The sequence below is a fragment of the Blastomonas sp. genome (assembly GCF_046294995.1).
In the GTDB taxonomy this organism is placed as follows: domain Bacteria; phylum Pseudomonadota; class Alphaproteobacteria; order Sphingomonadales; family Sphingomonadaceae; genus Blastomonas.
The window spans coordinates 53,112-75,526 of the sequence record NZ_JBKBOG010000002.1 but is presented as its reverse complement, the minus strand read 5'-3'; the positions used below and the strand labels follow the sequence as shown (position 1 = coordinate 75,526).

Annotated in this window: 15 protein-coding genes; 7 read left to right on the top strand and 8 right to left on the bottom strand. The window is 63.6% G+C overall.

Going from position 1 to position 22,415, the window contains the following annotated elements; translation table 11 throughout:
- Positions 1 to 28 precede the first annotated feature (28 nt).
- Entirely contained in the window at positions 29 to 730 is a 702-nt protein-coding gene (locus tag ACK4R0_RS04915) for an NAD-dependent deacylase (RefSeq protein WP_409671116.1), read from the top strand.
- Positions 731 to 947: 217 nt separating this feature from the next.
- Here the strand turns inward: ACK4R0_RS04915 and ACK4R0_RS04910 are convergent, their stop codons facing one another.
- The 5 genes from ACK4R0_RS04910 to mutM form a co-directional block, all read right to left on the bottom strand.
- On the bottom strand, positions 948 to 1,355 hold the full coding sequence (locus ACK4R0_RS04910; RefSeq protein ID WP_409671113.1) for an MAPEG family protein: 408 nt from the start codon (positions 1,353 to 1,355) through the stop codon (positions 948 to 950).
- A gap of 23 nt (positions 1,356 to 1,378) precedes the next feature.
- On the bottom strand, positions 1,379 to 2,149 hold the full coding sequence (locus ACK4R0_RS04905) for a HesA/MoeB/ThiF family protein (RefSeq protein WP_409671110.1): 771 nt from the start codon (positions 2,147 to 2,149) through the stop codon (positions 1,379 to 1,381).
- Between the two features lie 144 nt (positions 2,150 to 2,293).
- Positions 2,294 to 3,688: a chromosomal replication initiator protein DnaA gene (dnaA, locus tag ACK4R0_RS04900; RefSeq protein WP_409671621.1), complete on the bottom strand. Its 1,395-nt coding sequence runs from the start codon at positions 3,686 to 3,688 to the stop codon at positions 2,294 to 2,296.
- An 886-nt stretch (positions 3,689 to 4,574) separates the two neighbouring features.
- Complete coding sequence (rpsT, locus tag ACK4R0_RS04895; RefSeq protein WP_284457630.1) at positions 4,575 to 4,838, bottom strand: 30S ribosomal protein S20; 264 nt, start codon at positions 4,836 to 4,838, stop codon at positions 4,575 to 4,577.
- A 166-nt stretch (positions 4,839 to 5,004) separates the two neighbouring features.
- Positions 5,005 to 5,817 (bottom strand): bifunctional DNA-formamidopyrimidine glycosylase/DNA-(apurinic or apyrimidinic site) lyase, encoded by an 813-nt coding sequence (gene mutM, locus ACK4R0_RS04890; protein WP_409671106.1) that lies wholly within the window; start codon positions 5,815 to 5,817, stop codon positions 5,005 to 5,007.
- A 57-nt stretch (positions 5,818 to 5,874) separates the two neighbouring features.
- Between mutM and ACK4R0_RS04885 the strand changes: the two genes are divergently transcribed.
- Positions 5,875 to 6,606 carry a class I SAM-dependent methyltransferase gene (locus ACK4R0_RS04885; RefSeq protein ID WP_409671103.1) on the top strand — a complete coding sequence of 244 codons (732 nt, stop codon included), beginning with the start codon at positions 5,875 to 5,877 and terminating at the stop codon, positions 6,604 to 6,606.
- Positions 6,607 to 6,821: 215 nt separating this feature from the next.
- Positions 6,822 to 8,387: a 2-polyprenylphenol 6-hydroxylase gene (ubiB, locus tag ACK4R0_RS04880; protein ID WP_409671100.1), complete on the top strand. Its 1,566-nt coding sequence runs from the start codon at positions 6,822 to 6,824 to the stop codon at positions 8,385 to 8,387.
- 1,109 nt (positions 8,388 to 9,496) lie between these two features.
- Here ubiB and ACK4R0_RS04875 read toward each other — a convergent pair.
- On the bottom strand, positions 9,497 to 9,799 hold the full coding sequence (locus ACK4R0_RS04875) for an ArsR/SmtB family transcription factor (protein WP_409671097.1): 303 nt from the start codon (positions 9,797 to 9,799) through the stop codon (positions 9,497 to 9,499).
- Positions 9,800 to 9,879: 80 nt separating this feature from the next.
- Between ACK4R0_RS04875 and ACK4R0_RS04870 the strand changes: the two genes are divergently transcribed.
- Positions 9,880 to 10,995 carry an NADH:flavin oxidoreductase/NADH oxidase gene (locus ACK4R0_RS04870; protein ID WP_409671094.1) on the top strand — a complete coding sequence of 372 codons (1,116 nt, stop codon included), beginning with the start codon at positions 9,880 to 9,882 and terminating at the stop codon, positions 10,993 to 10,995.
- A gap of 87 nt (positions 10,996 to 11,082) precedes the next feature.
- Here the strand turns inward: ACK4R0_RS04870 and ACK4R0_RS04865 are convergent, their stop codons facing one another.
- A complete protein-coding gene (locus ACK4R0_RS04865) occupies positions 11,083 to 12,111 on the bottom strand; it encodes a hypothetical protein (protein ID WP_409671091.1) in 1,029 nt (342 codons plus the stop codon).
- Between the two features lie 180 nt (positions 12,112 to 12,291).
- Here ACK4R0_RS04865 and ACK4R0_RS04860 point away from each other — a divergent pair, with 180 nt between their 5' ends.
- The gene (locus tag ACK4R0_RS04860; protein WP_409671088.1) at positions 12,292 to 12,888 is read left to right on the top strand and encodes a phosphatase PAP2 family protein; all 597 of its coding nucleotides are present in this window, start codon (positions 12,292 to 12,294) and stop codon (positions 12,886 to 12,888) included.
- Here ACK4R0_RS04860 and ACK4R0_RS04855 read toward each other — a convergent pair.
- Positions 12,885 to 13,538 carry a YoaK family protein gene (locus tag ACK4R0_RS04855; protein WP_409671085.1) on the bottom strand — a complete coding sequence of 218 codons (654 nt, stop codon included), beginning with the start codon at positions 13,536 to 13,538 and terminating at the stop codon, positions 12,885 to 12,887. The genes ACK4R0_RS04860 and ACK4R0_RS04855 overlap by 4 nt on opposite strands.
- Positions 13,539 to 13,824: 286 nt before the next feature.
- On the opposite strand from ACK4R0_RS04855, the gene rpoB reads away from it, so the two are divergent.
- Positions 13,825 to 17,991 (top strand): DNA-directed RNA polymerase subunit beta, encoded by a 4,167-nt coding sequence (rpoB, locus tag ACK4R0_RS04850; RefSeq protein WP_409671082.1) that lies wholly within the window; start codon positions 13,825 to 13,827, stop codon positions 17,989 to 17,991.
- A 117-nt stretch (positions 17,992 to 18,108) separates the two neighbouring features.
- Positions 18,109 to 22,320 carry a DNA-directed RNA polymerase subunit beta' gene (gene rpoC, locus ACK4R0_RS04845; protein WP_409671079.1) on the top strand — a complete coding sequence of 1,404 codons (4,212 nt, stop codon included), beginning with the start codon at positions 18,109 to 18,111 and terminating at the stop codon, positions 22,318 to 22,320.
- Positions 22,321 to 22,415: the final 95 nt, after the last annotated feature.

The following is a 22,415-nucleotide window of genomic DNA, read 5'->3' as shown; positions in this document are numbered from 1 at the left end:
CGCCAGCCAATGCCTTAATGCATGGGCTATGGCAAAGATTCCCAGCATCGTCATCCTCACCGGCGCCGGCGTGAGCGCCGAAAGCGGCATCGATACCTTTCGCGCCGAAGGCGGGCTGTGGGAGCAGCACCGCATCGAGGATGTCGCGACCCCCGAAGCGTTCGTGCGCGACCCCGATCTGGTGCTGCGCTTCTATGACATGCGCCGCGAATCGATCCAGACCAAGCAGCCCAACCCCGCGCACGACGCGCTGGCGCGGCTCGATGCGGCGTGGCCGGGCGAACTGCTGATCGTCACGCAGAATGTCGACGACCTGCACGAGCGCGCCGGCGCGAGCCGGTTGTTGCACATGCACGGAACGCATCTGACCGCCTGGTGCCTGGCGTGCGATGCGCGGCCCTCCTGGCGCGATCCGCTGATCGACCGCCCCGCCTGCCCCGAATGCGGCACGCCGGGGCAATTGCGGCCCGATATCGTCTGGTTCGGCGAGATGCCCTACGAGATGGAGCGGATCTACGAGGCGGTCGGCAATTGCGACCTGTTCGTTTCGATCGGCACCTCGGGCGCGGTCTATCCCGCCGCCGGGCTGGTCCGCGAGGCGAGGGCACGCGGTGCCAGGACGCTCGAGCTCAACCTCGAGCCCAGCCAAGGCAGCCATTTCTTCCACGAATCACGCCATGGCCCGGCGTCAAAGCTGGTGCCCGAGTGGGTGGACGAGCTGCTGGGGTGAACCCTCTCCCCTCCCGCAGCAAAAGCCCTCCCCCTCGATGGGGGAGGGTTGGGTGGGGGTGATCTCTCCGGATTGCGCAAGGATGAAGGAGCGCGGGGGTCGGCGCCCAGCCGCACCATCACCCTCACCGCTGCGACTAGGTGGCAAAGCCACCAAGTCTCGCTGCCTCTCCCATCAAGGGAGAGGCGGGTAGAAGCGGTAGGGGAGAGGCGGTGCCTCAGCCATTCACCGTCACCACCAGAAACAGCGTCCAGCCGATCGCGCCTGCATACGCGATCCACGTCCCCACCACGCCCAGCGCGCGCAGCATTGGCGGCTTTCCGGCGCTGTGCATCTGGTGCAGCCCGATGATGTGCGCGGCGCGCGCGCCCAGGAACAGCACCGCAAGGCCGGTGAGCGGCCAGTGGCTGGCATCGGCCATCTCGAGCAGCCCGACCAGAATCACGAACAACGGCGCGTGTTCGGCAAGATTGCCGTGCGATCGGCTGGCGCTGATCAGTTTCGCATCGCCGCCATCGCCGAACGCGGCCTGGGTACGGAAGCGCGCGCGGACCGTGGCGATCGCTGTGGCGAGCAGCATGATCGCGCAGATCGCGGCGGTGAGTGCGGTTACCGGCAGTGTCATGGCGTTCCCCCTGATAGGGGCGACTATGCCGCCGGGGCACCATCCCCGCAAGCCTTGCAGGCCGGGTCCTTGGCGATCCTGAGCGTGCGCCACAACGGCTTGAGGCCATCGAACAGGTGCAGCTTGCTTTTCGGGTCCTCGCCAAAGCCGGTGATCGCGCGCACCGTCTCCATCGCGGCGAAGCTGCCGATCAGCCCGACCATCGCGCCCAATACGCCCTGCTCGGCGCAGGTGTCGCAATCCTCGGCATCGAACGCATCGCCGACGAAGCAGCGATAACAGGGGGCATCTGACAACCAGCCGCGAAAGGTGCCGATCTGTCCCTGAAACCGCCCGATCGCGGCACTGACCAGCGGGATATGCAGGTCGGTCGCGGTGTCGGAAACCAGCAGCCGGGTAGCGAAATTGTCGGTGCCGTCGAGGATGACGCTCGCGCCTGTGAGCAAGGCTGAGGCGTTGGCGGGGGTGATCCGCTCGGCGATGGCGCTGACGGTCAGTTCGGGGTCGAAGCTGCGCACCCAGTTTGCTGCGACCTGCGCCTTGGGCTGGCCGACATCGCCGGGCGTGAACAATGTCTGGCGCTGGAGGTTGCTGAGGTCGATCGTGTCGTCATCGATCAGCGTCAGCCGCCCGATCCCGGCGCCCGCCAGATACTGCAGCGCCGGACATCCGATCCCGCCCATGCCAACCAACACGACATGCGCCGCCGACAGCCGGGCAACGCCGACGCCGCCGATCTCGGGCAGCACGATATGCCGGGCGTGGCGCTCTAGCTGGGTGGGGGTGAGGGGCATATTGCGTCAATCCTGATGCTGATGCGCAAATGCCGGGCCAGTCCTCGTCATTCCCGCGAACGCGGGAATCCCGCTTCACCCGCGCTATAGCGGGATTCCCGCGTTCGCGGGAATGACGAATGTTTCAGAAATGCGGCGAGGCGCTCAGCTCTCGAGCTGCTGCAGCAAGGCCCGGACATCGCCGTCCATGTCGGCATCGCGGGTGCGCAGGTCTTCGATCAGGCGGACCGCGTGGATCACGGTCGAATGGTCGCGCCCGCCGAACTTGCGGCCGATCTCGGGGTACGAGCGCGGGGTCAGCACCTTGGCGAGATACATCGCGACCTGGCGCGGACGCACCACGGCGCGGGCGCGGCGCTTGGAGGACATCTCGGAGCGATCGACCTTGTAGAACTGGCACACCGCGCGCTGGATCTCGTCGATGGTGATGCGCCTGCGGTTGGCGCTGAGCAGATCGGACAGCTGCTCCTCAGCCAGCGGCAGCGTCACCTTCTGGCCGGTGATCTGGGCATAGGCCATCAGCTTGTTGAGCCCGCCGACCAGCTCGCGGACATTGCGGCTGATGGTGCGCGCGAGGAATTCGATGACCTCTTCGGGTACCTCGCCCATCCGCATCGTTGCGATCCGCGCGCCGATGATCGCGCGGCGGAGTTCAATGTCGGCCGGCTGGATGTCGGCGACCAGACCCATTGCGAGGCGCGAGAGCAACCGCTGGTCGACGCCGTCGAGCGCCTGCGGCGCGCGGTCCGATGTCACCACCAGGCGCTTGCCCGACCCCAGGATCGCATCGATCGTGTGGAGAAACTCTTCCTGCGTGGAATTCTTGCCGATGATGAACTGAATGTCGTCGACCAGCAGCATGTCGAAGCCGCGCAGCCGCGCCTTGAACGCCATCGAATCGCCGCGCTGGATGGCGCTGACGAAATCGTTCATGAACTTTTCCGCCGGGCAGTAGCAGATGCGCGCGCCCGGGTTGACCTCGGCAAAGGCGTTGCCGATCGCGTGCAGCAGGTGCGTCTTGCCCTGGCCGGTGGCGGCCTTGAGGTAGAGCGGGCTGAACAGCGGCTTCTCGATCGCCGCCATGCGCTGTGCCGCATTGTACGCCAGCACGTTGGACTGGCCGGTGATGAACCCTGCAAAGACCTGCGAGGCATCGAGCGAGATGCGGTTGCCTGAATCGGCAAGGGCCGGACGCGGCGCGGGGGCAGGTGCATGCGGGACAGGCGACGTCGTGCGCGGGCGGGTGGCATCGGCATCGCGCGGTGCGGCGGCAATGGTCACGCTGCGCACTTCAGGGCGAACGATCTTCCACGCCAGCGCCAGCCGGTCGGCAAAGCGCTCGCGCACCCAGTTGGCGGAAAATTCCGAAGGCAGGTGCAGGTTGAGCATGCCCGAACCCGGCTCGAAGCTGCCGGGACGAATCGGACGGATCCACTGCGTGTGAATCTGCGCGCCCAGATCCTTCCTCAAGCCTTCGCTGATTTCGTTCCAGTCGGCAGCCCAGTCGGCTGCGCCATTCGAATCACCCATATCGATCATGCCGGTAACTGCCACTTCTTGGTTCTTGGTCATTGCTGACAAACTCCGGCGACGCGAGACTGCGCCATGGCCGGGATAGGCGGAAACAGGGCCGGGCGCCGGTCGGTGCAGGCTCATGCCGCACCGATGGTCGCTGGCCGCTTCCGCTAGGTGATGCTCCCTCGGCACATTTCGCGCCTGGGGGTCGTTGCGGGCTGGCAGGTGCGGGTGTGCGCGATCATGCGCAGACCCCCTTTGGCCAATCCGGCGAGCATCGCTTCGAATGTCAGTTTCTGTGGCAGTCCGACCCTGATACGCAAAACTTGCTACCTCCCCCTCAGCCGCGACGGCAGCCTGCACATCGCTTGCTGCCCACTTCATACCCACCGGCACCGACCAACCCCTGGCCCGCGCGGTATCGAGACATCTTCACCAGCGCGCAGGACACCTGTACGAATAGGCCAGGAGCCCGCCGATACGTCCGTGTCTCATCCGATGGTGCAGTGGAAAGCGATGCAAGACTGCCCGCTCTCGAAGGGTGATGTAGCGGCCAAAAAACGAGTCGAGCAAGAGCCTCGGGGTAAAAAAAATGAAATAAACACGCTTGACTCGGTTAACGTCTGGATATTGCTCGATTCACCAAAGTAACCGTTTTAAAACAGTAAGTTAAAGCAATGGCGGGCAAAGCGGCCAATGCGAATCGCGGGAAACACGGGGCTTTGAAAATCCCCCGCCGTGACGGTTTTGTTACGGCACTGTCACACGCTTCGTGATGTTACAAAGCGTTGTAATATGGCAGCGGACACGAAAAATCCGCCGACCAGGGCTGGACGGCGGACAATCGTGCAGAAGGTACCGAATAATCGCCCCGGCGCCTGGACATCATCCTGCGCCGGGTGGACCCGGATCAGCCGAGCGCGGCGACCCGCTTGGTCAGGCGCGAGAACTTGCGCGATGCGGTGTTCTTGTGCAGCACGCCCTTGGCGACGCCGCGTGCCAGCTCGGGCTGCGCGCTGGCGAGAGCTGCCGAAGCGGCTTCCTTGTCACCGGCTTCCAGAGCCGATTCGACCTTCTTGACGAAGGTGCGGATGCGTCCGATGCGGTTGCCGTTGACAATCGCACGACGGTCGTTCCGGCGGATGCGCTTCTTGGCTTGCGGCGTATTGGCCATAAGTTCTCACACGTCTTTCATACAGGCGATCAAGGCATGATCGGTCGATTTCGGGTAAAAGCATCGGGCCGCGATAAGGCTCTGCCCGCGCTTTGAAGCCGCTGCCGTTAGCGATTATCGGGTGCGGCGTCAACGCCAGAATGCCGAACCGGTCTGCAAGGCCGCCTCACTTCTGGCAGGACGGGCACCAGAAGCTCGACCGGCCCGACTGGACCGTACGCATCACGGTGCCGCCGCACGGGCAGGCCTCTCCTTCGCGGGCGTAAACCCGCCATTGCTTGGCGAAATAGCCCAACTGGCCATCGGGCCGGGCATAATCGCGCAAGGTCGATCCGCCTGCCGCGATGGCATCGATCAGCACCGATTTGACCGCTGCAACGAGCGGTTTGAGCTTGGCGGGGCCAATCTGTCCGGCAGCGCGCAGCGGAGAGATTCGCGCCATGTTGAGCGCCTCGCAGACATAGATGTTGCCAAGGCCAGCGACGATTCGCTGGTCGAGCAGCATGGCCTTGATGGGGGAGGCGCGCCCCTTGAGCCGGTCGCGCAGATAGGCAGGCGTGAAATCATCGCCCAAAGGCTCGGGGCCCATCGCGGCAAAGCTGGGAAAGCTGGCGATCGAGGCGGTCTCGACCAGATCGACCGACCCGAATCGGCGCGGATCGAACAGCGAGAGGACATGGCCCGAATCGGTGTGCATCACCAGATGGTCGTGCGTCCCGATCTCATCGGGGTCGATTCGCCAGCGCCCCGACATGCCGAGGTGAAAGATCATCGAATCGCCGCGGTCGGTGCCCAGCAGGCCGTATTTGGCGCGGCGGCCCAGGCTGACAATTCGCGCGCCGGTCATCCGCTGGCCCAGATCGACCGGAAACGCGCGGCGCAGATCCGCGCGGCGCGCGATGACGCTGGTCAGCCGCACATCCTGCAGCACGGCGGCAAGCCCGCGCACGGTGGTTTCGACTTCGGGAAGCTCTGGCATGAAATTCCGGCGTTATCAGTCTTTGCGCTGGGCACAAAGATGCTTACATGCGGTGCCATGAGCGAGACAGTGCCCTTTGGCTATCAGGATATCGACCCGGCGGAAAAGCAGGGTCGGGTTGGCGGCATCTTTTCGAGCGTGGCCGCCAAATACGACATCATGAACGATGCGATGTCGGGCGGGATGCACCGGCTGTGGAAGGACCGGTTCGTGCGCCGGGTCAAGCCGCGCGCCGGAGAGGACATCCTCGACATGGCCGGCGGCACCGGCGACATCGCCTTCCGCATGGTCAAGTCGGGTGCCAACGTCACCGTGGCCGACATCAACCAGGACATGCTCGATGTCGGCATCGACCGCGCGGTCGAGCGCGGCGAGGACCGGCTGGTCTGGTCGTGCCAGGATGCCGAAAACCTCAAGTTCCCCGATCGCTGCTTCAACGCCTATACGATCGCGTTCGGCATCCGCAACGTGACGCATATCGACAAGGCCCTGGCCGAGGCGCACCGCGTGCTGCGCTATGGCGGCCGCTTCTTCTGCCTCGAATTCTCCACGACCGAATGGCCGGGGTTCGGCGAAGTCTATGATGCGTATTCGCATCATCTGATGCCGCAGCTGGGCCAGCTGATCGCGGGCGATGCCGACAGCTATCGCTACCTCGCCGAATCGATCCGCCGCTTTCCCAAACCGCCGGTGTTCGAGCAGATGATCAAGGACGCCGGGTTCGTATCGACCAGGGTCGAGCCGATTCTGGGCGGCGCGGTGAACATCCATAGCGGATGGAAGGCGTGATCGCGCGTGCTGCCTCGACAGGCCACACTCGATGCCTTGAAGAGACGGTTGCAAAAAACTCTTTGTCGTCACCCCCGCGAAGGCGGGGGTCCCGCTTCTGCGCTGCGCGGGAGCCAAATAGCGGGATTCCCGCATTCGCGGGAATGACGATGCGGCAAAAAATGGCACTCAGGATAGTTTTGCCGCGGACCCCTCAAGGGGAGGGGCTTTTTTAGGTGACCGCCCCGCGTACGCATATCTTCCGGCTCCTCAAATGGGGCCGTATCCTTGCGCGGCATGGCGCGCTGAAAGGTCTCGAGGCCGCGCCGCAGACCCCGCCCGAGGTCCGCCGGTTGTTCCGGATAGCGCGGCTGGGCGCGCGCGTGCCCGCAAAGCCCGATTATGCCGGCGCCTTTCGCGCGATCGGTCCTGCGGCGATCAAGCTCGGCCAGACGCTCGCCACCCGCCCCGATCTGGTCGGCGAAGAGGCCGCGAACAATCTGCTGGAGTTGCAGGACAGCCTGCCGCCGGTGCCGTTCGAGCTGATCCGTGCCGAGATCGAGCAGGGGCTGGGCGGCCCGCTCGAGAAGTTCTTTGCCCATGTCGATCCGGTGCCGGTGGGCGCCGCCTCGGTGGCGCAGGTGCATCGCGGGCGCACGATCGAGGGCCGCGATGTCGCGATCAAGGTGCTGCGCCCCGGCGTGCGCAAGAATTTCGCGCGCGATATCGAGACCTATGAATGGGCCGCTGCGCATCTCGAGGCGCTGGGCGGCGAGGCGACGCGGCTGCGCCCGCAGCTCACCATCGCCAACTTCAAGCGCTGGACGCTGCGCGAGCTCGATCTGCGACGCGAGGCGGCGAGCGCGTCGGAACTGGCAAGCGCGATGGATGGCCATCCCGGCTATCGCGTCCCCGATATCGACTGGGACCGCACCTGCGGCACCGTGATGACGCTAGAATGGATCGACGGCATCAAGATTTCGAACCGCGAGGCGTTGATCGCCGCCGGGCACGACCTTCCTGACCTTGCGCGGCGGCTGGTGCTGGCGTTCCTTCGCCAGGCGATCGCGGGCGGCTTCTTCCACGCCGACATGCACCAGGGCAACCTGTTCGTGGCGCCCGATTCGACCATCGTCGCGATCGATTTCGGTATCATGGGGCGGATCAACCGGCAGGCGCGGTTCTGGCTGGCGGAGATTCTCTACGGGCTGACCACGGGCAACTACAAGCGCGTTGCCGAGATCCATTTCGAGGCGCAGTACGTGCCGAGCTATCACAATGTCGACGAGTTCGCGACCGCGCTGCGCGCCGTCGGCGAGCCGATGCGCGGCAAGCCGGTGAGCGAGCTGTCGGTCGGCCAGATGCTCGACGGGCTGTTTGCGATCACCCGCGATTTCGACATGAAGACCCAGCCGCACCTGCTGCTGCTGCAAAAGACGATGGTGATGGTCGAAGGCGTCGCGACCCAGCTCGATCCGCAGATCAACATGTGGGACGTCTCAGCGCCGTACGTGCGCGACTGGATCCGCGGTGAACTCGGCCCCGAGACGTTGCTTGCGGATCGGATCAACACCGATGTCGCGACGCTGCTGCGCCTGCCCGATCTGGTGCGGCGTCTGGAAGAGCAAGTCCCCAAAAAGGGCGGCGCCCCCGAACCACCGCCGATCCCGCATATCCCGCTGATCTGGGACAAGAAGGTGCGCGTTGCTGGCACTGGCGGCGGCGGCTTCTGGAGCCATCTGGCGGCGTTGGTGATCGGCGCGGGAGCAGGCGCTGCGGCGCTTTTTGCGTGGGTGCATTGAGCGACTGATGCTCTCTCCCCTTTAGGGGAGAGATACGCAGGCTTGCGAGCTTGCTCGCTAGCCGAAGTTGAGAGGGGGCCAGCCACCGCCACCTTAAGCGCCTTCCCCCCTCCCAACCCTCCCCCCTAAAGGGGAGAGGGCTATTGCGCCCCGCGCTCCACGCTTCCGTCAGCGACCCATCGCCACCCCACCGGTCCCCTGCGAAGGCAGGGGCCCATCTCCCAACCGCTGCTCCAGGTGCGAGGGCAGGAGATGAATGCCTGCCTTCGCAGGCAAGCGGGACGGGCAGAATGAGCGACCGTCCGATGGCTCACAGCCCCGTCCTCAAACCACCTACCCAACCACCCCCGCTCATCCTGAGCCGCGGGCGCAGCCCGCGAAGTCGAAGGAACCGCGCCCACGCTGGCCGTATAGCGGGGCCTTCGACAAGCTCAGGCTGAGCGGAGGGGGTGGGGGCTATTGAGGGGTCGCAGAAAAAAAACCTGCCGTTGTGCAAGCGACTACGCACCTGTCATTCGACTTTGGCAAGCGCCTATGGCAGTCGGTTGTCATGCGGACCACGTTCAGACAGAGAATGCTCGTGCTTGCGGTTGTCGCCCTCGCTGCATTTGATCTTTGGTATATTGCTAGCCTATCGACAGACGACGGGAGGTATATGCTAGCAGAATGGGTAGCATATATGCCCGCCTTGGAGACGCGACAACGCGACGATGTGTCTCAACTCCTACATTCATCACATCATTGGGATCCGACTTATCCTTCTCCTACGATAGAAGACGGCGTTCCATATCCGTTACTCCCGAAGATTGCACATAGCTGTAGGGTTCGCGAATACGTTTTTAGCAGTGAGTTCGATGGCCCACCACAGATGCCCGACAGACTATTTTTAGGCGCGCTTGAGCCCAATCAAGCCAAATGTTTGAAAAAAGAACTGCCTAAGGGTTACTTGCTGAAAAAGCTGTCGGCTCCGGTCCGCCCACACTCGGTCGGATGGGCGGAGGGAGATTTGCAGATCAATCCTGATCAAGAGTGATCACCAGATTCCACCCAATCCGCACCATCTGCGCGTTCTGGCCCGTTGCCTCAAACCGGCCAACCAGCCCTCAAACCTACCCCTTCACCCCCAAAACCGCATCCAGCAACCCCGGAAACCGCCTGTCCACCTCCTCGCGCCGCAGCGTGTTCATATGCTGTACGCCGGCGATGCGCGTGTGGACCAGCCCCGCGGCGCGAAGCACCCTGAAGTGGTGGGACATGCTCGATTTGGGGCGGCCGCCGTCCAAGGCGGCGCAGCTGGCTTCGATTTCGCGGTCGAGCTGGCGGACGATGTCGAGCCGCACGGGATCGCTCAGCGCGTGCAGCGCGTGCTCGATGGTGACGGTGGCAAGGTCGGGATGCTGATAGGTTCGCATGGCATCCATATAGCATGGCGGGCTTGAAAATCCTATAGTTCGATTATATACGTACTATCATAACAACCACAGGATTTCTCATGACCGACCAGACCCCCGCCAAGACTCCCGCGCTGTTCGAGCCGTACACGCTCAAGTCCGTCACGCTGCGCAACCGTATCGCGGTGTCGCCGATGTGCCAGTATTCCGCCGAGGACGGCGTGCCCAACGACTGGCACCGCTCGCACCTGGTCTCGCTGGCGCGCGGCGGCGCGGGGCTGGTGGTCGCCGAGGCCTCGGGCGTGTCGCCCGAAGGCCGGATCACTCCGGGCTGCACCGGGCTGTGGAATGACGAGCAGCGCGATGCGTTCGCGCCGATCGTCGCCGAGATCAAGGCGGCAGGGGCGGTTCCCGGAATCCAGATCGCGCATGCCGGGCGCAAGGCCAGCGCCAACAAGCCGTGGGAAGGCGATGATCATATCGCCGAGGGCGATCCGCGTGGCTGGGAAACCGTTTCGCCGTCAGCAATCGCGTTTGGCGGTGGCCTGAGCAAGGTGCCGCGCGAAATGACATTGGCGGATATCGAGAAGGTCAAGGCCGACTATGTCGCTGCTGCGATCCGCGCGCACGAAGCCGGGTTCGAATGGCTGATGCTGCACTTTGCGCATGGCTATCTGGCGCAGAGCTTCTTCTCCAAGCATTCCAACCAGCGCACCGACAATTATGGTGGAAGCTTCGAGAACCGCTCGCGCTTCCTGCTCGAAACCCTGGAAGCCGTGCGCGAAGTATGGCCCGACGAATTTCCGCTGTCGGCGCGCTTCGGCGTGATCGAGTTCGACGGTAACGACGAGGAAACGCTCGCCGAATCGATCGAACTGGTGAAGCTGATGAAGGAACGCGGGCTCGATTTCATTGATGTCAGCATCGTCTTCTCGACGCCGACCGCGCAGATCCCCTGGGGTCCGGCGTTCATGGCGCCAATCGCCGAGCGCGTGCGCAGCGAGGCCGGGCTTCCCGCCGCGACCAGCTGGTATATCGGCACTTCGGAAAACGCCAACCGCATGGTCGAGACCGGCCAGGTCGATCTGGTGATGATGGGTCGTCCGATGCTCGAGAACCCCCATTGGCCCTATCAGGCGGCGCGCGAGCTGGGCAAGGACAAGCCGAGCTGGACGCTGCCTGCGCCTTACGCGCACTGGCTCGAACGCTATCGCTAAGCCAGGGCATGCGCTGACGACACAAGGAAGGCGGGGATTGCTCCCCGCCTTCTGTCGTTTCGTGTCGTCCTAATCCGGGGCCGGCGCTTATGCTGCGCTCTGCATCGGATAGCTGTTGCGCAACAGCCAGATCGCGCGACGCTTGCGGTTGGCCCGCGTCTTGAACGGATTGTCGCGATTGGGGGCCTGCGCGATCATCTCTTCCAGCCGACGCTCGTCAACCGTCAGGTCACCGCGTGCCGCCGCTGGCGCCCTGCGCGGAGCAGGACGCGCCGAAGCCATCGGTGCCACCGTAGGCGATGCCATCACCGGCTGATCGAGCCGCGTCGTCGAAGGAGCCGGGACCGGCGTGGTCACGGTGGTCGCCTGCGGACGATCATGCGGACCCGCCAGGCCACGATCGTAATCAGCATCGGCTGCACGCGCCTCGGCCATCATCACGGCGCTCTTGCGGGTGCGGGTCCGGCGCAGCGCGATTGCGCCACCGCCGATGCCGAGCAGCGCCAGCAGTCCTGCCATCCAGCCCCAAACGTCGCCGCTGGTGCCGTCATTGTCGCCAGCAACGGTGTCCTGCTGGGTGGGAGCATCAGCGGTCGTTGCGGCCGGCGCAACGGGCGCTGGTGCGGCGGTTGTTTCGACCGGCGGTACCGTCAGCGTTTCTGCGGTCGACGTTTCCACGGGGGTCGGATCGGGTGCAACCTGGGCTGCAGGCGGGGTGGCAGGTGCAGCGGTGCGCGCCGCAGGCCGCTCAGCAGGTGCCGTGCGGCTGGCCGGAGCGGGGCGCTCGGCCACTTCGGCCGGCGGCGCGATGCTGGTCACCGGAATATCGGTGACGACAGGCGGCGCCACGGGGGCTGCCATCGGCGTCCCGGGCAGCGAGGCTGCGGGCGCCGGGCCGCTGGTTGCAGGCACGGACGGCTGGGCCGTGGGCATCTGCATCTGCGGCATCGTCGTCGGGGCGGGCACCACCGGACTTGCCGGTTGCACAGCCTGGGGCTGCGGCATCACGGGCGCGATGGCCGGAGCTTCCTGCGCCAGCAGCGGGGTTGCGGTCAGGGCAAGAACGGCGGCAATCGCTGCCCTTGCCGGGCGAATGGGGTGCGATGTGTGTGTCATAGTAACGCAACAAACGCTCGACGCTCGCAAAACCGTTCAGGCACTTGCGGCGATTCCCCGGTAAGCCGACGCGCGCAGGCGGCAAGTGGAGTAACTAGGTCTGGATTGCATACCTAAAATCTGCGACTTGACCCTGTCAAGGACTTGACCCTGTCAAGGATCGAACGGGGATGACCTGAGATGCGCAATATCAGCCTGGCCTTGATCGCAATTGTGCTGGTGCTGGGCGGCGCCGGGGTGTGGCTGAACGGTCCTTTGCCGCTCGATATCGAGGCGACACGGCTGCTGCAGCAGGGCATCGATGCGCGCGCGGCGTGGATAGAATGGCTTTCGGAAACCGCAGGATGGCCGCTGATCGTGGTCAGTACATTGGTCGCGGGGCTGTTTGCGGCATCGCTGGCAAGGCTGCCCGGAGCGCTTGCCGTCATCATCGGGGTCGGCATCGCGATGGCGAGCGAACGGCTGTTGCGGCTGGCGATCTTTGTCCCGCGTCCTTCGCCCGAGCTGGTCGAGGTGGCCAAGGCCAGTGCATCCTCCGGGCTGCCCTCGACCTTTGCCATATTCTACGGCGCAGCCTGTGGCGGGCTGATCCTGCTCACTCATCGCACGCGCGGTCGCGAGGCTATGGCGGTTCGGATTGCGGCGTGGGCCTTGCTGATCATCGGCTGTGCCGGGCGCGTCGCGGCAGGCGCACACTGGACCAGCCAGGTGCTGGCCAGTGCGGCTTTGGGCGGGCTGGCCGCGATATTGGCGGCACGGCTGATGAAGATGCGTTAGGCCTGTTCGGTCAGCGAAAAGCGCGGCAGGCAGGCGATCGCCGCCAGTGCCAGCCCAAAACCTGCCGATGGCCACAACGCCAGCAGGCCCCAGCCCAGAAATGCCATCGCCCCAAGGCCAGCGCCAATGACCAGGCCCAGCCACAGCATCAGATAAGGCGCCCATTCCCAGTGATGGCCTTCGCGGTGAATGCGCGACAGCGCCTGGCCCAGCTTGACCAGCGTTCCGGTCATATAGGTCAGGCCGATGCTGACCTGCCCCTCGCGCTGGAACGCGGTGTTTTCCATCCCCATCGCCAGCAGGGTACAGCCGATCGCGGCGGTGGTATTGCCCAGCATCGCCAGCATCGCGGCAATGGCCAGCAGCATTGCCACCCCCCCGATCGCCACGGGCAGCCGCGCGCGTTCGGGGACCTGCCGGGTGATCGTGGTCCCCAAGGTGACGCCTGCAACGAAGGTTGCAATCATCGCTGCGGCCAGGGCCGCCAGCGATACCTCGGTCAGCAGCCCCACCGACAGCCGGGTCGAGTTGCCAGACATGAACGCGGTGAAGAACCCGCCGGTCTGCAGAAAGCCGATCGCATCGACAAAGCCCGCCAGCGCGGCCAGCGCGACAGCAAGAAACCAGTGGTGGCGGCGATAGCGGGTCATGTCCGTCTGCCATAGCGCCGCGGCCCGATGTGCGCCACTGCGCTCAAGTCCCGGCGGTGCGGTTTGACAAGTCCAACAGCTGCGCTTATATCGTCATCCAACACCGGACGTTTCGAGACATGACAGGTTTGCGCGGACCTGCCCACCGAATGAGATGTCAGGCATCAAACAAAACGCGATAGGCTGCAGTTCATGGGGTTCCATGGGCTTGCGGCCTTTTGGCGTCTCTGGCGCCCCAATGTTGTTTGTGCGAATCGATTGACAAGACAAAGGCGAAGACAAAGCTATGGCAACCAAAGCACGTCCGACGGCGCATCAGAAGCCGACCCCGATGAAGCGCATCCGCAAGATTTTCGGCGACATCCACGAAGTCAGTGAAATGCCGAACCTGATCGAGGTTCAGCGCGAAAGCTACGAGCAGTTCCTGCGCTCGGACCATTCGATCGGCTATATCTCGGGTCTTGAAAAGACGCTGCGCAGCGTGTTCCCGATCCGCGATTTCGCCGGCACCGCCGAGCTCGATTTCGTGCATTACGAACTCGAATCGCCCAAATACGACGTCCAGGAATGCCGCCAGCGCGGGATCACTTATGCAGCCCCGATGAAGGTGACGCTGCGTCTGATCGTGTTCGAGGTCGACCAGGAAACCGAAAGCCGCTCCGTGCTCGATATCAAGGAGCAGGACGTCTATATGGGCGACATGCCGCTGATGACCGGCAACGGCACCTTCGTGATCAACGGCACCGAGCGCGTGATCGTCAGCCAGATGCACCGTTCGCCGGGCGTCCTGTTCGATCATGACCGCGGCAAGACCCACTCGTCGGGCAAGTATCTGTTCGCCGCGCGCGTCATTCCGTATCGTGGTTCGTGGCTCGATTTCGAATTCGACGCCAAGGACATCGTCAACGTGCGTATCGACCGCAAGCGCAAGCTGCCGGTCACCTCGCTGCTGTATTCGCTCGGCCTCAACGACGAGGAAATCCTCGACCATTTCTATGAGAAGGTGGTTTACGAGCGCGGCACCGGCGGCTGGAAGATTCCGTTCGTGCCCGAACAGTGGCGCGGTCTGAAGCCTGCTTTCGATATCGTCGATGCGTCGACGGGCGAAGTCGCGTTCAAGGCAGGCGACAAGATCACGCCCCGCGCCGCGACCAAGGCAGGCAAGGATGGCCTTGAAACACTGCTGATCCCGACCGAAGAAATCTTCGGCCGCTACAGCGCCTATGACCTGATCAACGAGAAGACCGGCGAAATCTATATCGAGGCAGGCGACGAAGTCACCGCCGAGAACCTGGAAAAGCTCGACAAGGCCGGGATCGATCAGCTGGTGCTGCTCGACATCGACCATGTCACGACCGGTCCGTGGATCCGCAACACGATGAAGGCCGACAAGGCCGACAACCGCGACATGGGTCTCGATGCGATCTATCGCGTCATGCGCCCCGGCGAGCCGCCGACGCGCGAAACCGCCGATGCGCTGTTCGAGGGGCTGTTCTTCGATCCCGAGCGTTATGACCTGTCGGCCGTGGGCCGCGTCAAGCTCAACATGCGTCTCGAGCTCGATTGCGAGGACACCGTCACCACGCTGCGCCGCGAGGACATCCTGGCGGTCGTCAAGACTTTGGTCGATCTCAAGGACGGCAAGGGCGATGTCGACGATATCGACAACCTTGGCAACCGCCGTGTGCGTTCGGTGGGCGAGCTGCTGGAAAACCAGTACCGCGTCGGCCTGCTGCGCATGGAGCGTGCGGTCAAGGAGCGGATGAGCTCGGTCGATGTCTCGACCGTGATGCCCAACGATCTGATCAACGCCAAGCCTGCGGTTGCCGCGGTGCGCGAATTCTTCGGCTCGTCGCAGCTGTCGCAGTTCATGGACCAGACCAACCCGCTGGCCGAAGTCACCCACAAGCGCCGCGTTTCGGCGTTGGGCCCAGGCGGTCTGACCCGCGAGCGCGCAGGCTTCGAAGTCCGCGACGTTCACCCGACCCATTATGGCCGTATCTGCCCGATTGAAACGCCCGAAGGCCCGAACATCGGTCTGATCAACTCGCTGGCATCGTTCAGCCGGGTCAACAAGTACGGCTTCATCGAAACCCCGTACCGCAAGGTGATCGATCACAAGGTGACCGATGACGTTGTGTACCTGTCGGCGATGGAAGAGGCCAAGCACACGATTGCGCAGGCCAATGCCGAGCTCGACGAGAACATGGGCTTTGTCGAGGACATCGTCTCGTCGCGTCAGGCAGGCGAATTCCTGATGGCGCCGCGCGACATCATCACGCTGATGGACGTCAGCCCCAAGCAGCTGGTCTCGGTCGCAGCATCGCTCATTCCGTTCCTGGAAAACGATGACGCCAACCGCGCGCTGATGGGATCGAACATGCAGCGTCAGGCCGTGCCCCTGGTACAGGCCGAAGCGCCGTTCGTCGGCACCGGCATGGAAGAGACCGTGGCGCGCGATTCGGGCGCTGCGATCGCTGCCAAGCGTGCTGGCATCGTCGATCAGGTCGATGCCACCCGCATCGTGATCCGTGCCACCGGCTCGGTGGATTCGGGCCGTTCGGGCGTCGACATCTACACGCTGCAGAAGTTCCAGCGTTCGAACCAGAACACCTGCATCAACCAGCGTCCGCTGGTGAAGGTGGGCGAGGTGATTTCCGAAGGCGACATCATCGCCGATGGTCCCTCGACCGATCTGGGCGAACTCGCGCTGGGCCGCAACGCGCTGGTCGCGTTCATGCCCTGGAACGGCTACAACTACGAAGATTCGATCCTGATCTCGGAGCGCATCGTCAAGGACGACGTGTTCACCTCGATCCATATCGAAGAGTTCGAAGTGATGGCCCGCGACACCAAGCTGGGTCCTGAAGACATCACCCGCGATATCCCGAACGTCGGCGAGGAAGCCCTGCGCAACCTCGACGAAGCGGGCATCGTCTATATCGGTGCGGAAGTGCATCCTGGCGACATCCTGGTCGGCAAGATCACGCCCAAGGGCGAAAGCCCGATGACCCCGGAAGAAAAGCTGCTGCGCGCGATCTTCGGCGAAAAGGCAAGCGATGTGCGTGACACCTCGCTGCGTCTGTCGCCGGGCGTATCGGGCACGGTGGTCGAGGTCCGCGTGTTCAACCGTCACGGTATCGACAAGGACGAGCGTGCCCTGGCAATCGAACGCGAGGAAATCGAGCGTCTGACCAAGGACCGCGAAGACGAGCGCGCCATTCTCAACCGCGCCACCTACAACCGCCTGCGCGAAATGCTGGTCGGCCAGGTTGCGGCGGCCGCGCCCAAGGGCGCCAAGAAGGGCGATGCGATCACCGAAGAGCTGCTCGAGGACGTCGAGAAGCATCTGTGGTGGAAGTTCGCGGTCGAGGACGATGCGGTCCAGTCCGATCTGGAAGCGGTCAAGGTCCAGTATGACGAAGCCGTCACGCGGATCACCGAGAAGTTCGACGATCGCCGCGAGAAGCTCGAGCGTGGCGACGAGCTGGCGCCTGGCGTGCTCAAGATGGTCAAGGTGTTCGTCGCGGTGAAGCGCAAGCTGCAGCCGGGCGACAAGATGGCCGGACGTCACGGCAACAAGGGCATCATCAGCCGCATCCTGCCGATCGAGGACATGCCCTTCCTCGAAGACGGCACGCATGTCGACTTCGTGCTCAACCCGCTGGGTGTGCCGAGCCGCATGAACGTCGGGCAGATCTTCGAAACCCATCTGGGCTGGGCCGCGCGCGGTCTGGGCCAGCAGGTGGCCAAGGCGCTCGACGACTGGCGCGAGGCCAATCCCGACCCCGAAGCGGGCAGCCCGCCCGATGCGGTGCGTGCCCAGCTGCATTATGCTTATGGTGACGAATATCACGACGAGATCGCCGGACGCAGCGATGAGGCCGTGGTCGAGCTGGCAGGACTGCTGCGCAACGGCGTGCCGATGGGCACCCCGGTGTTCGACGGTGCGCGCGAGGCGGACGTTTCGCGGATGCTGGAGCGGGCGGGTCTCGACCCCTCGGGCCAGGTCGATCTGTACGATGGCCGTACCGGCGACAAGTTTGACCGCAAGGTGACCGTGGGCTATATCTACATGCTCAAGCTGCACCACTTGGTCGACGACAAGATCCACGCGCGTTCGATCGGCCCCTACAGCCTCGTCACCCAGCAGCCGCTGGGCGGTAAGGCGCAGTTCGGCGGACAGCGCTTCGGGGAAATGGAGGTCTGGGCACTCCAGGCCTATGGCGCCGCCTATACGCTGCAGGAAATGCTGACGGTGAAGTCCGATGACGTGGTCGGCCGCACCAAGGTCTATGAGGCAATCGTCAAGGGTGACGACACGTTCGAGGCCGGTATCCCTGAAAGCTTCAACGTTCTGGTCAAGGAAATGCGCTCGCTGGGTCTCAACGTCGAGTTGAACTCGATCGACGCCCTGCCCGATCCGGACGAGATTGCGGAAGCCGCGGAGTAAGAACTACTCCCCTCCCCTTCAGGGGAGGGGCCGGGGGTGGGGCCGTAATTGGCTCCACCCGATCATTCCCCACCCCAACCCCTCCCCTAAAGGTGAGGGGCTCGGAAGGCGAAAAAAATGAACGAACTGACCAAATTCAACAATCCCGCCGTCAAGCCGGAAACCTTTGACGAGATCCAGATCGGCCTCGCTTCGCCCGAGCGCATCCGTTCGTGGTCGTTCGGCGAGATCAAGAAGCCCGAAACCATCAACTATCGCACGTTCAAGCCCGAGCGTGACGGCCTGTTCTGCGCGCGCATCTTCGGTCCGGTAAAGGATTACGAATGCCTGTGCGGCAAGTACAAGCGGATGAAGTACAAGGGCATCGTCTGCGAAAAGTGCGGCGTTGAAGTGACCGTGACCAAGGTGCGCCGCGAGCGCATGGGTCATATCGAGCTCGCCGCTCCGGTCGCGCACATCTGGTTCTTGAAGTCGCTGCCGTCGCGCATCGGCCTGCTGCTCGACATGCAGCTCAAGCAGCTCGAGCGCGTGCTGTATTTCGAAAGCTATGTCGTCATCGAGCCGGGCCTCACCAGCCTTGAGAAGTACCAGCTGCTGACCGAAGACGAGCTGCTCGACGCGCAGGACGAGTTCGGCGAAGACGCGTTCTCGGCCGGCATCGGTGCAGAAGCCGTGCGCCAGATGCTGATGGACCTCGACCTCGAAAGCGAGCGTGCCGATCTGCTGCAGGAGCTCGAGACCACCAAGTCCGAGCTCAAGCCCAAGAAGATCATCAAGCGGCTCAAGGTCGTGGAATCGTTCATCGATTCAGGCAACCGCCCCGAATGGATGATCCTCGAAGTCATCCCCGTGATCCCGCCCGAGCTGCGTCCTTTGGTGCCGCTCGACGGTGGCCGCTTTGCGACCTCCGACTTGAACGACCTGTATCGCCGCGTGATCAACCGCAACAACCGTCTCAAGCGGCTGATGGAACTGCGCGCGCCGGACATCATCGTGCGCAACGAAAAGCGCATGCTGCAGGAAGCCGTTGACGCACTGTTCGACAACGGCCGTCGCGGCCGGATCATCACCGGTGCCAACAAGCGTCCTTTGAAGTCGCTGTCCGACATGCTCAAGGGCAAGCAGGGCCGCTTCCGTCAGAACCTGCTCGGCAAGCGCGTCGACTATTCGGGCCGTTCGGTCATCGTGACCGGTCCCGAACTCAAGCTGCACCAGTGCGGCCTGCCCAAGAAGATGGCGCTCGAGCTGTTCAAGCCGTTCATCTACGCGCGTCTCGATGCCAAGGGTCTGTCGATGACCTTGAAGCAGGCCAAGAAGTGGGTCGAAAAGGAACGCAAGGAAGTCTGGGACATTCTCGACGAAGTCATTCGCGAGCACCCGGTCATGCTCAACCGCGCGCCGACGCTTCACCGTCTGGGCATCCAGGCGTTCGAACCCGTGCTGATCGAGGGCAAGGCGATCCAGCTGCACCCGCTCGTCTGCTCGGCGTTCAACGCCGACTTCGATGGTGACCAGATGGCCGTCCACGTGCCGCTTTCGCTGGAAGCCCAGCTCGAAGCGCGCGTGCTGATGATGTCGACCAACAACATCCTCTCGCCCGCCAACGGCAAGCCGATCATCGTTCCCTCGCAGGACATGGTGCTGGGTCTGTATTACCTCTCGATGGACCGCGAAGGCGAGCCCGGCGAGGGCATGCTGATGGCCGACATCGCCGAAGTGCATCAGGCGCTGGAAATCGGTGCGGTGACCTTGCACTCCAAGGTGATCGCGCGCGTTCCGCAGACCGACGAGCAGGGCAACCAGTATCTCAAGCGGTACAACACCACGCCTGGGCGCATGCTCATCGGCGAGTGCCTGCCCAAGAGCCACAAGGTGCCGTTCGATGTCGTCAACCGCCTTCTCACCAAGAAGGAAATCGGCGACGTCATCGATCAGGTCTATCGTCACACCGGCCAGAAGGACACCGTCCTGTTCGCCGATGCGATCATGGGCCTGGGCTTCCGTCACGCCTGCCGCGCCGGCATCTCGTTCGGCAAGGACGACATGATCATCCCTGATTCCAAGGTGCGTCTGGTCGATGAGACCCGCGCTCTGGTGGCTGACTATGAGCAGCAGTATCAGGATGGTCTGATCACCCAGCAGGAAAAGTACAACAAGGTGATCGACGCCTGGAGCCGTTGCGGCGATCAGGTGGCAAACGCCATGATGGAAGAGATCAAGGCGACGCCGAAGGACGAGAACGGCCGCGAAGCGCCGGTCAACTCGATCTACATGATGAGCCACTCGGGCGCGCGTGGTTCGCCAGCGCAGATGAAGCAGCTCGCCGGTATGCGCGGCCTGATGGCCAAGCCTTCTGGTGAGATCATCGAAACGCCGATCATCTCGAACTTCAAGGAAGGTCTGACCGTTCTTGAATACTTCAACTCGACCCACGGTGCTCGTAAGGGCCTGGCGGATACGGCGCTCAAGACGGCAAACTCGGGTTATCTGACCCGCCGTCTGGTCGACGTGTCGCAGGATTGCGTCATCGTGCAGGAAGATTGCGGTACCGAGCATGCGCTGGAAATGCGTGCGATCGTGCAGGGCGGTAGCGTCATCGCGTCGCTTGGCGAGCGTATCCTGGGCCGGACCCTGGCCGAGGATATCGTCGATACCAAGACCGGCGAGCTGGTGATTGCCAAGGATACCCTGCTCGACGAGGCCAACATCACCACGATCGAGGGCCTGGGTCTGCAGGCAGCGCGCATCCGTTCGCCGCTGATTTGCGAAGCGACCATGGGTGTTTGCGGCAAGTGCTATGGCCGTGACCTCGCCCGCGGTACCCCGGTCAACATCGGTGAAGCTGTCGGCGTTATCGCCGCGCAGTCGATCGGTGAGCCTGGCACCCAGCTGACGATGCGGACCTTCCACATCGGCGGTGCGGCGCAGCTCAACGAAACCTCGAACCTCGAAGCGGTGGCCGATGGCACGCTGCAGTACCGGGATATCCCGACGATCGTGAACAAGCGCGGACAGCGTCTGTCGCTCGCCCGCAACGGCGAAATCGCGATCGTCGACAAGGAAGGCCGCGAACGTGCGGTCCACCGTATCCCGTACGGCACCGTGCTGCTGGTCGACGACAATGGCGTCGTCAACCTGGGCGATCGTATCGCCGAGTGGGATCCGTTCACCATGCCGGTGATCACCGAAAAGGGCGGTATCGTGAAGTATCAGGATCTGATCGACGGCAAGACGCTGATCGAGCAGACCGATGATGCCACCGGTATCGCACAGCGCGTGGTCGTGGAATTCCGTGGATCGCTGAAAGCGAAGTCCAAGGAAGATCTGCGTCCCCGCCTGACCCTGCTCGACGACGATTCGGGTGAGGCTGCACGCTATATGCTGGCAGTCGGCGCGATGCTCTCGGTCGAGGAAGGCCAGAAGGTCGAAGCAGGCGATGTCCTCGCCCGTGTCAGCCGTGAAGCTGCCAAGACGCGTGACATCACCGGTGGTCTGCCGCGCGTTGCCGAGCTGTTCGAAGCACGCAAGCCCAAGGACAACGCGATCATCGCCAAGGTCTCAGGCCGCATCGAGTTCGTTCGTGACTACAAGGCCAAGCGCAAGATCGCGATCCACCCTGAAGAGGGTGAATCGGTCGAGTATCTGGTGCCCAAGTCCAAGGTCATCGACGTGCAGGAAGGCGATTTCGTCAAGAAGGGCGACAACCTGATCTCGGGCTCGCCCGACCCGCATGACATCCTTGAAGTGCTCGGCGTGGAGGCGCTGGCCGAATATCTGGTCAGCGAAATCCAGGAGGTCTATCGTCTGCAGGGCGTGAAGATCAACGACAAGCACATCGAGGTGATCGTCCGTCAGATGCTGCAGAAGGTGGAAATCACCGATGGCGGCGACACCACCCTGCTGCCGGGCGAACAGCTCGACCGCGAGGAAATGGACGAATACAACGCGCGTCTCGACTCGGGCAAGAAGTTCGCAGAAGGCAAGCCCGTGCTGCTCGGCATCACCAAGGCTTCGCTGCAGACGCGTTCGTTCATCTCGGCGGCGTCGTTCCAGGAAACCACCCGGGTGCTCACCCAGGCGGCGGTCGAAGGCAAGCGTGACTCGCTGATCGGCCTCAAGGAAAACGTCATCGTGGGTCGTCTGATCCCGGCAGGTACCGGTGCCGGCATGGCCCGCATGCGCATCGCCGCCAACAGCCGCGATGCAGCGCTCCGCGCCCAGCAGCGCGCGCTGCAGCGGGCGATGGCAGCTGCGAACGAGGTCGAGGCGGCACCCGCCCCGGCTCCGGTTGCAGCCGAGCCTGAAGCGGTGGATACCGACGCGGAATAAGGCCTGTCTCATCAAGCGCTCGCTCCCAGGCCCAGGCCGGGGAGCGAGCGCTCTGAAACACAAGAAACCCCGCCGGAAACGATTCCGGCGGGGTT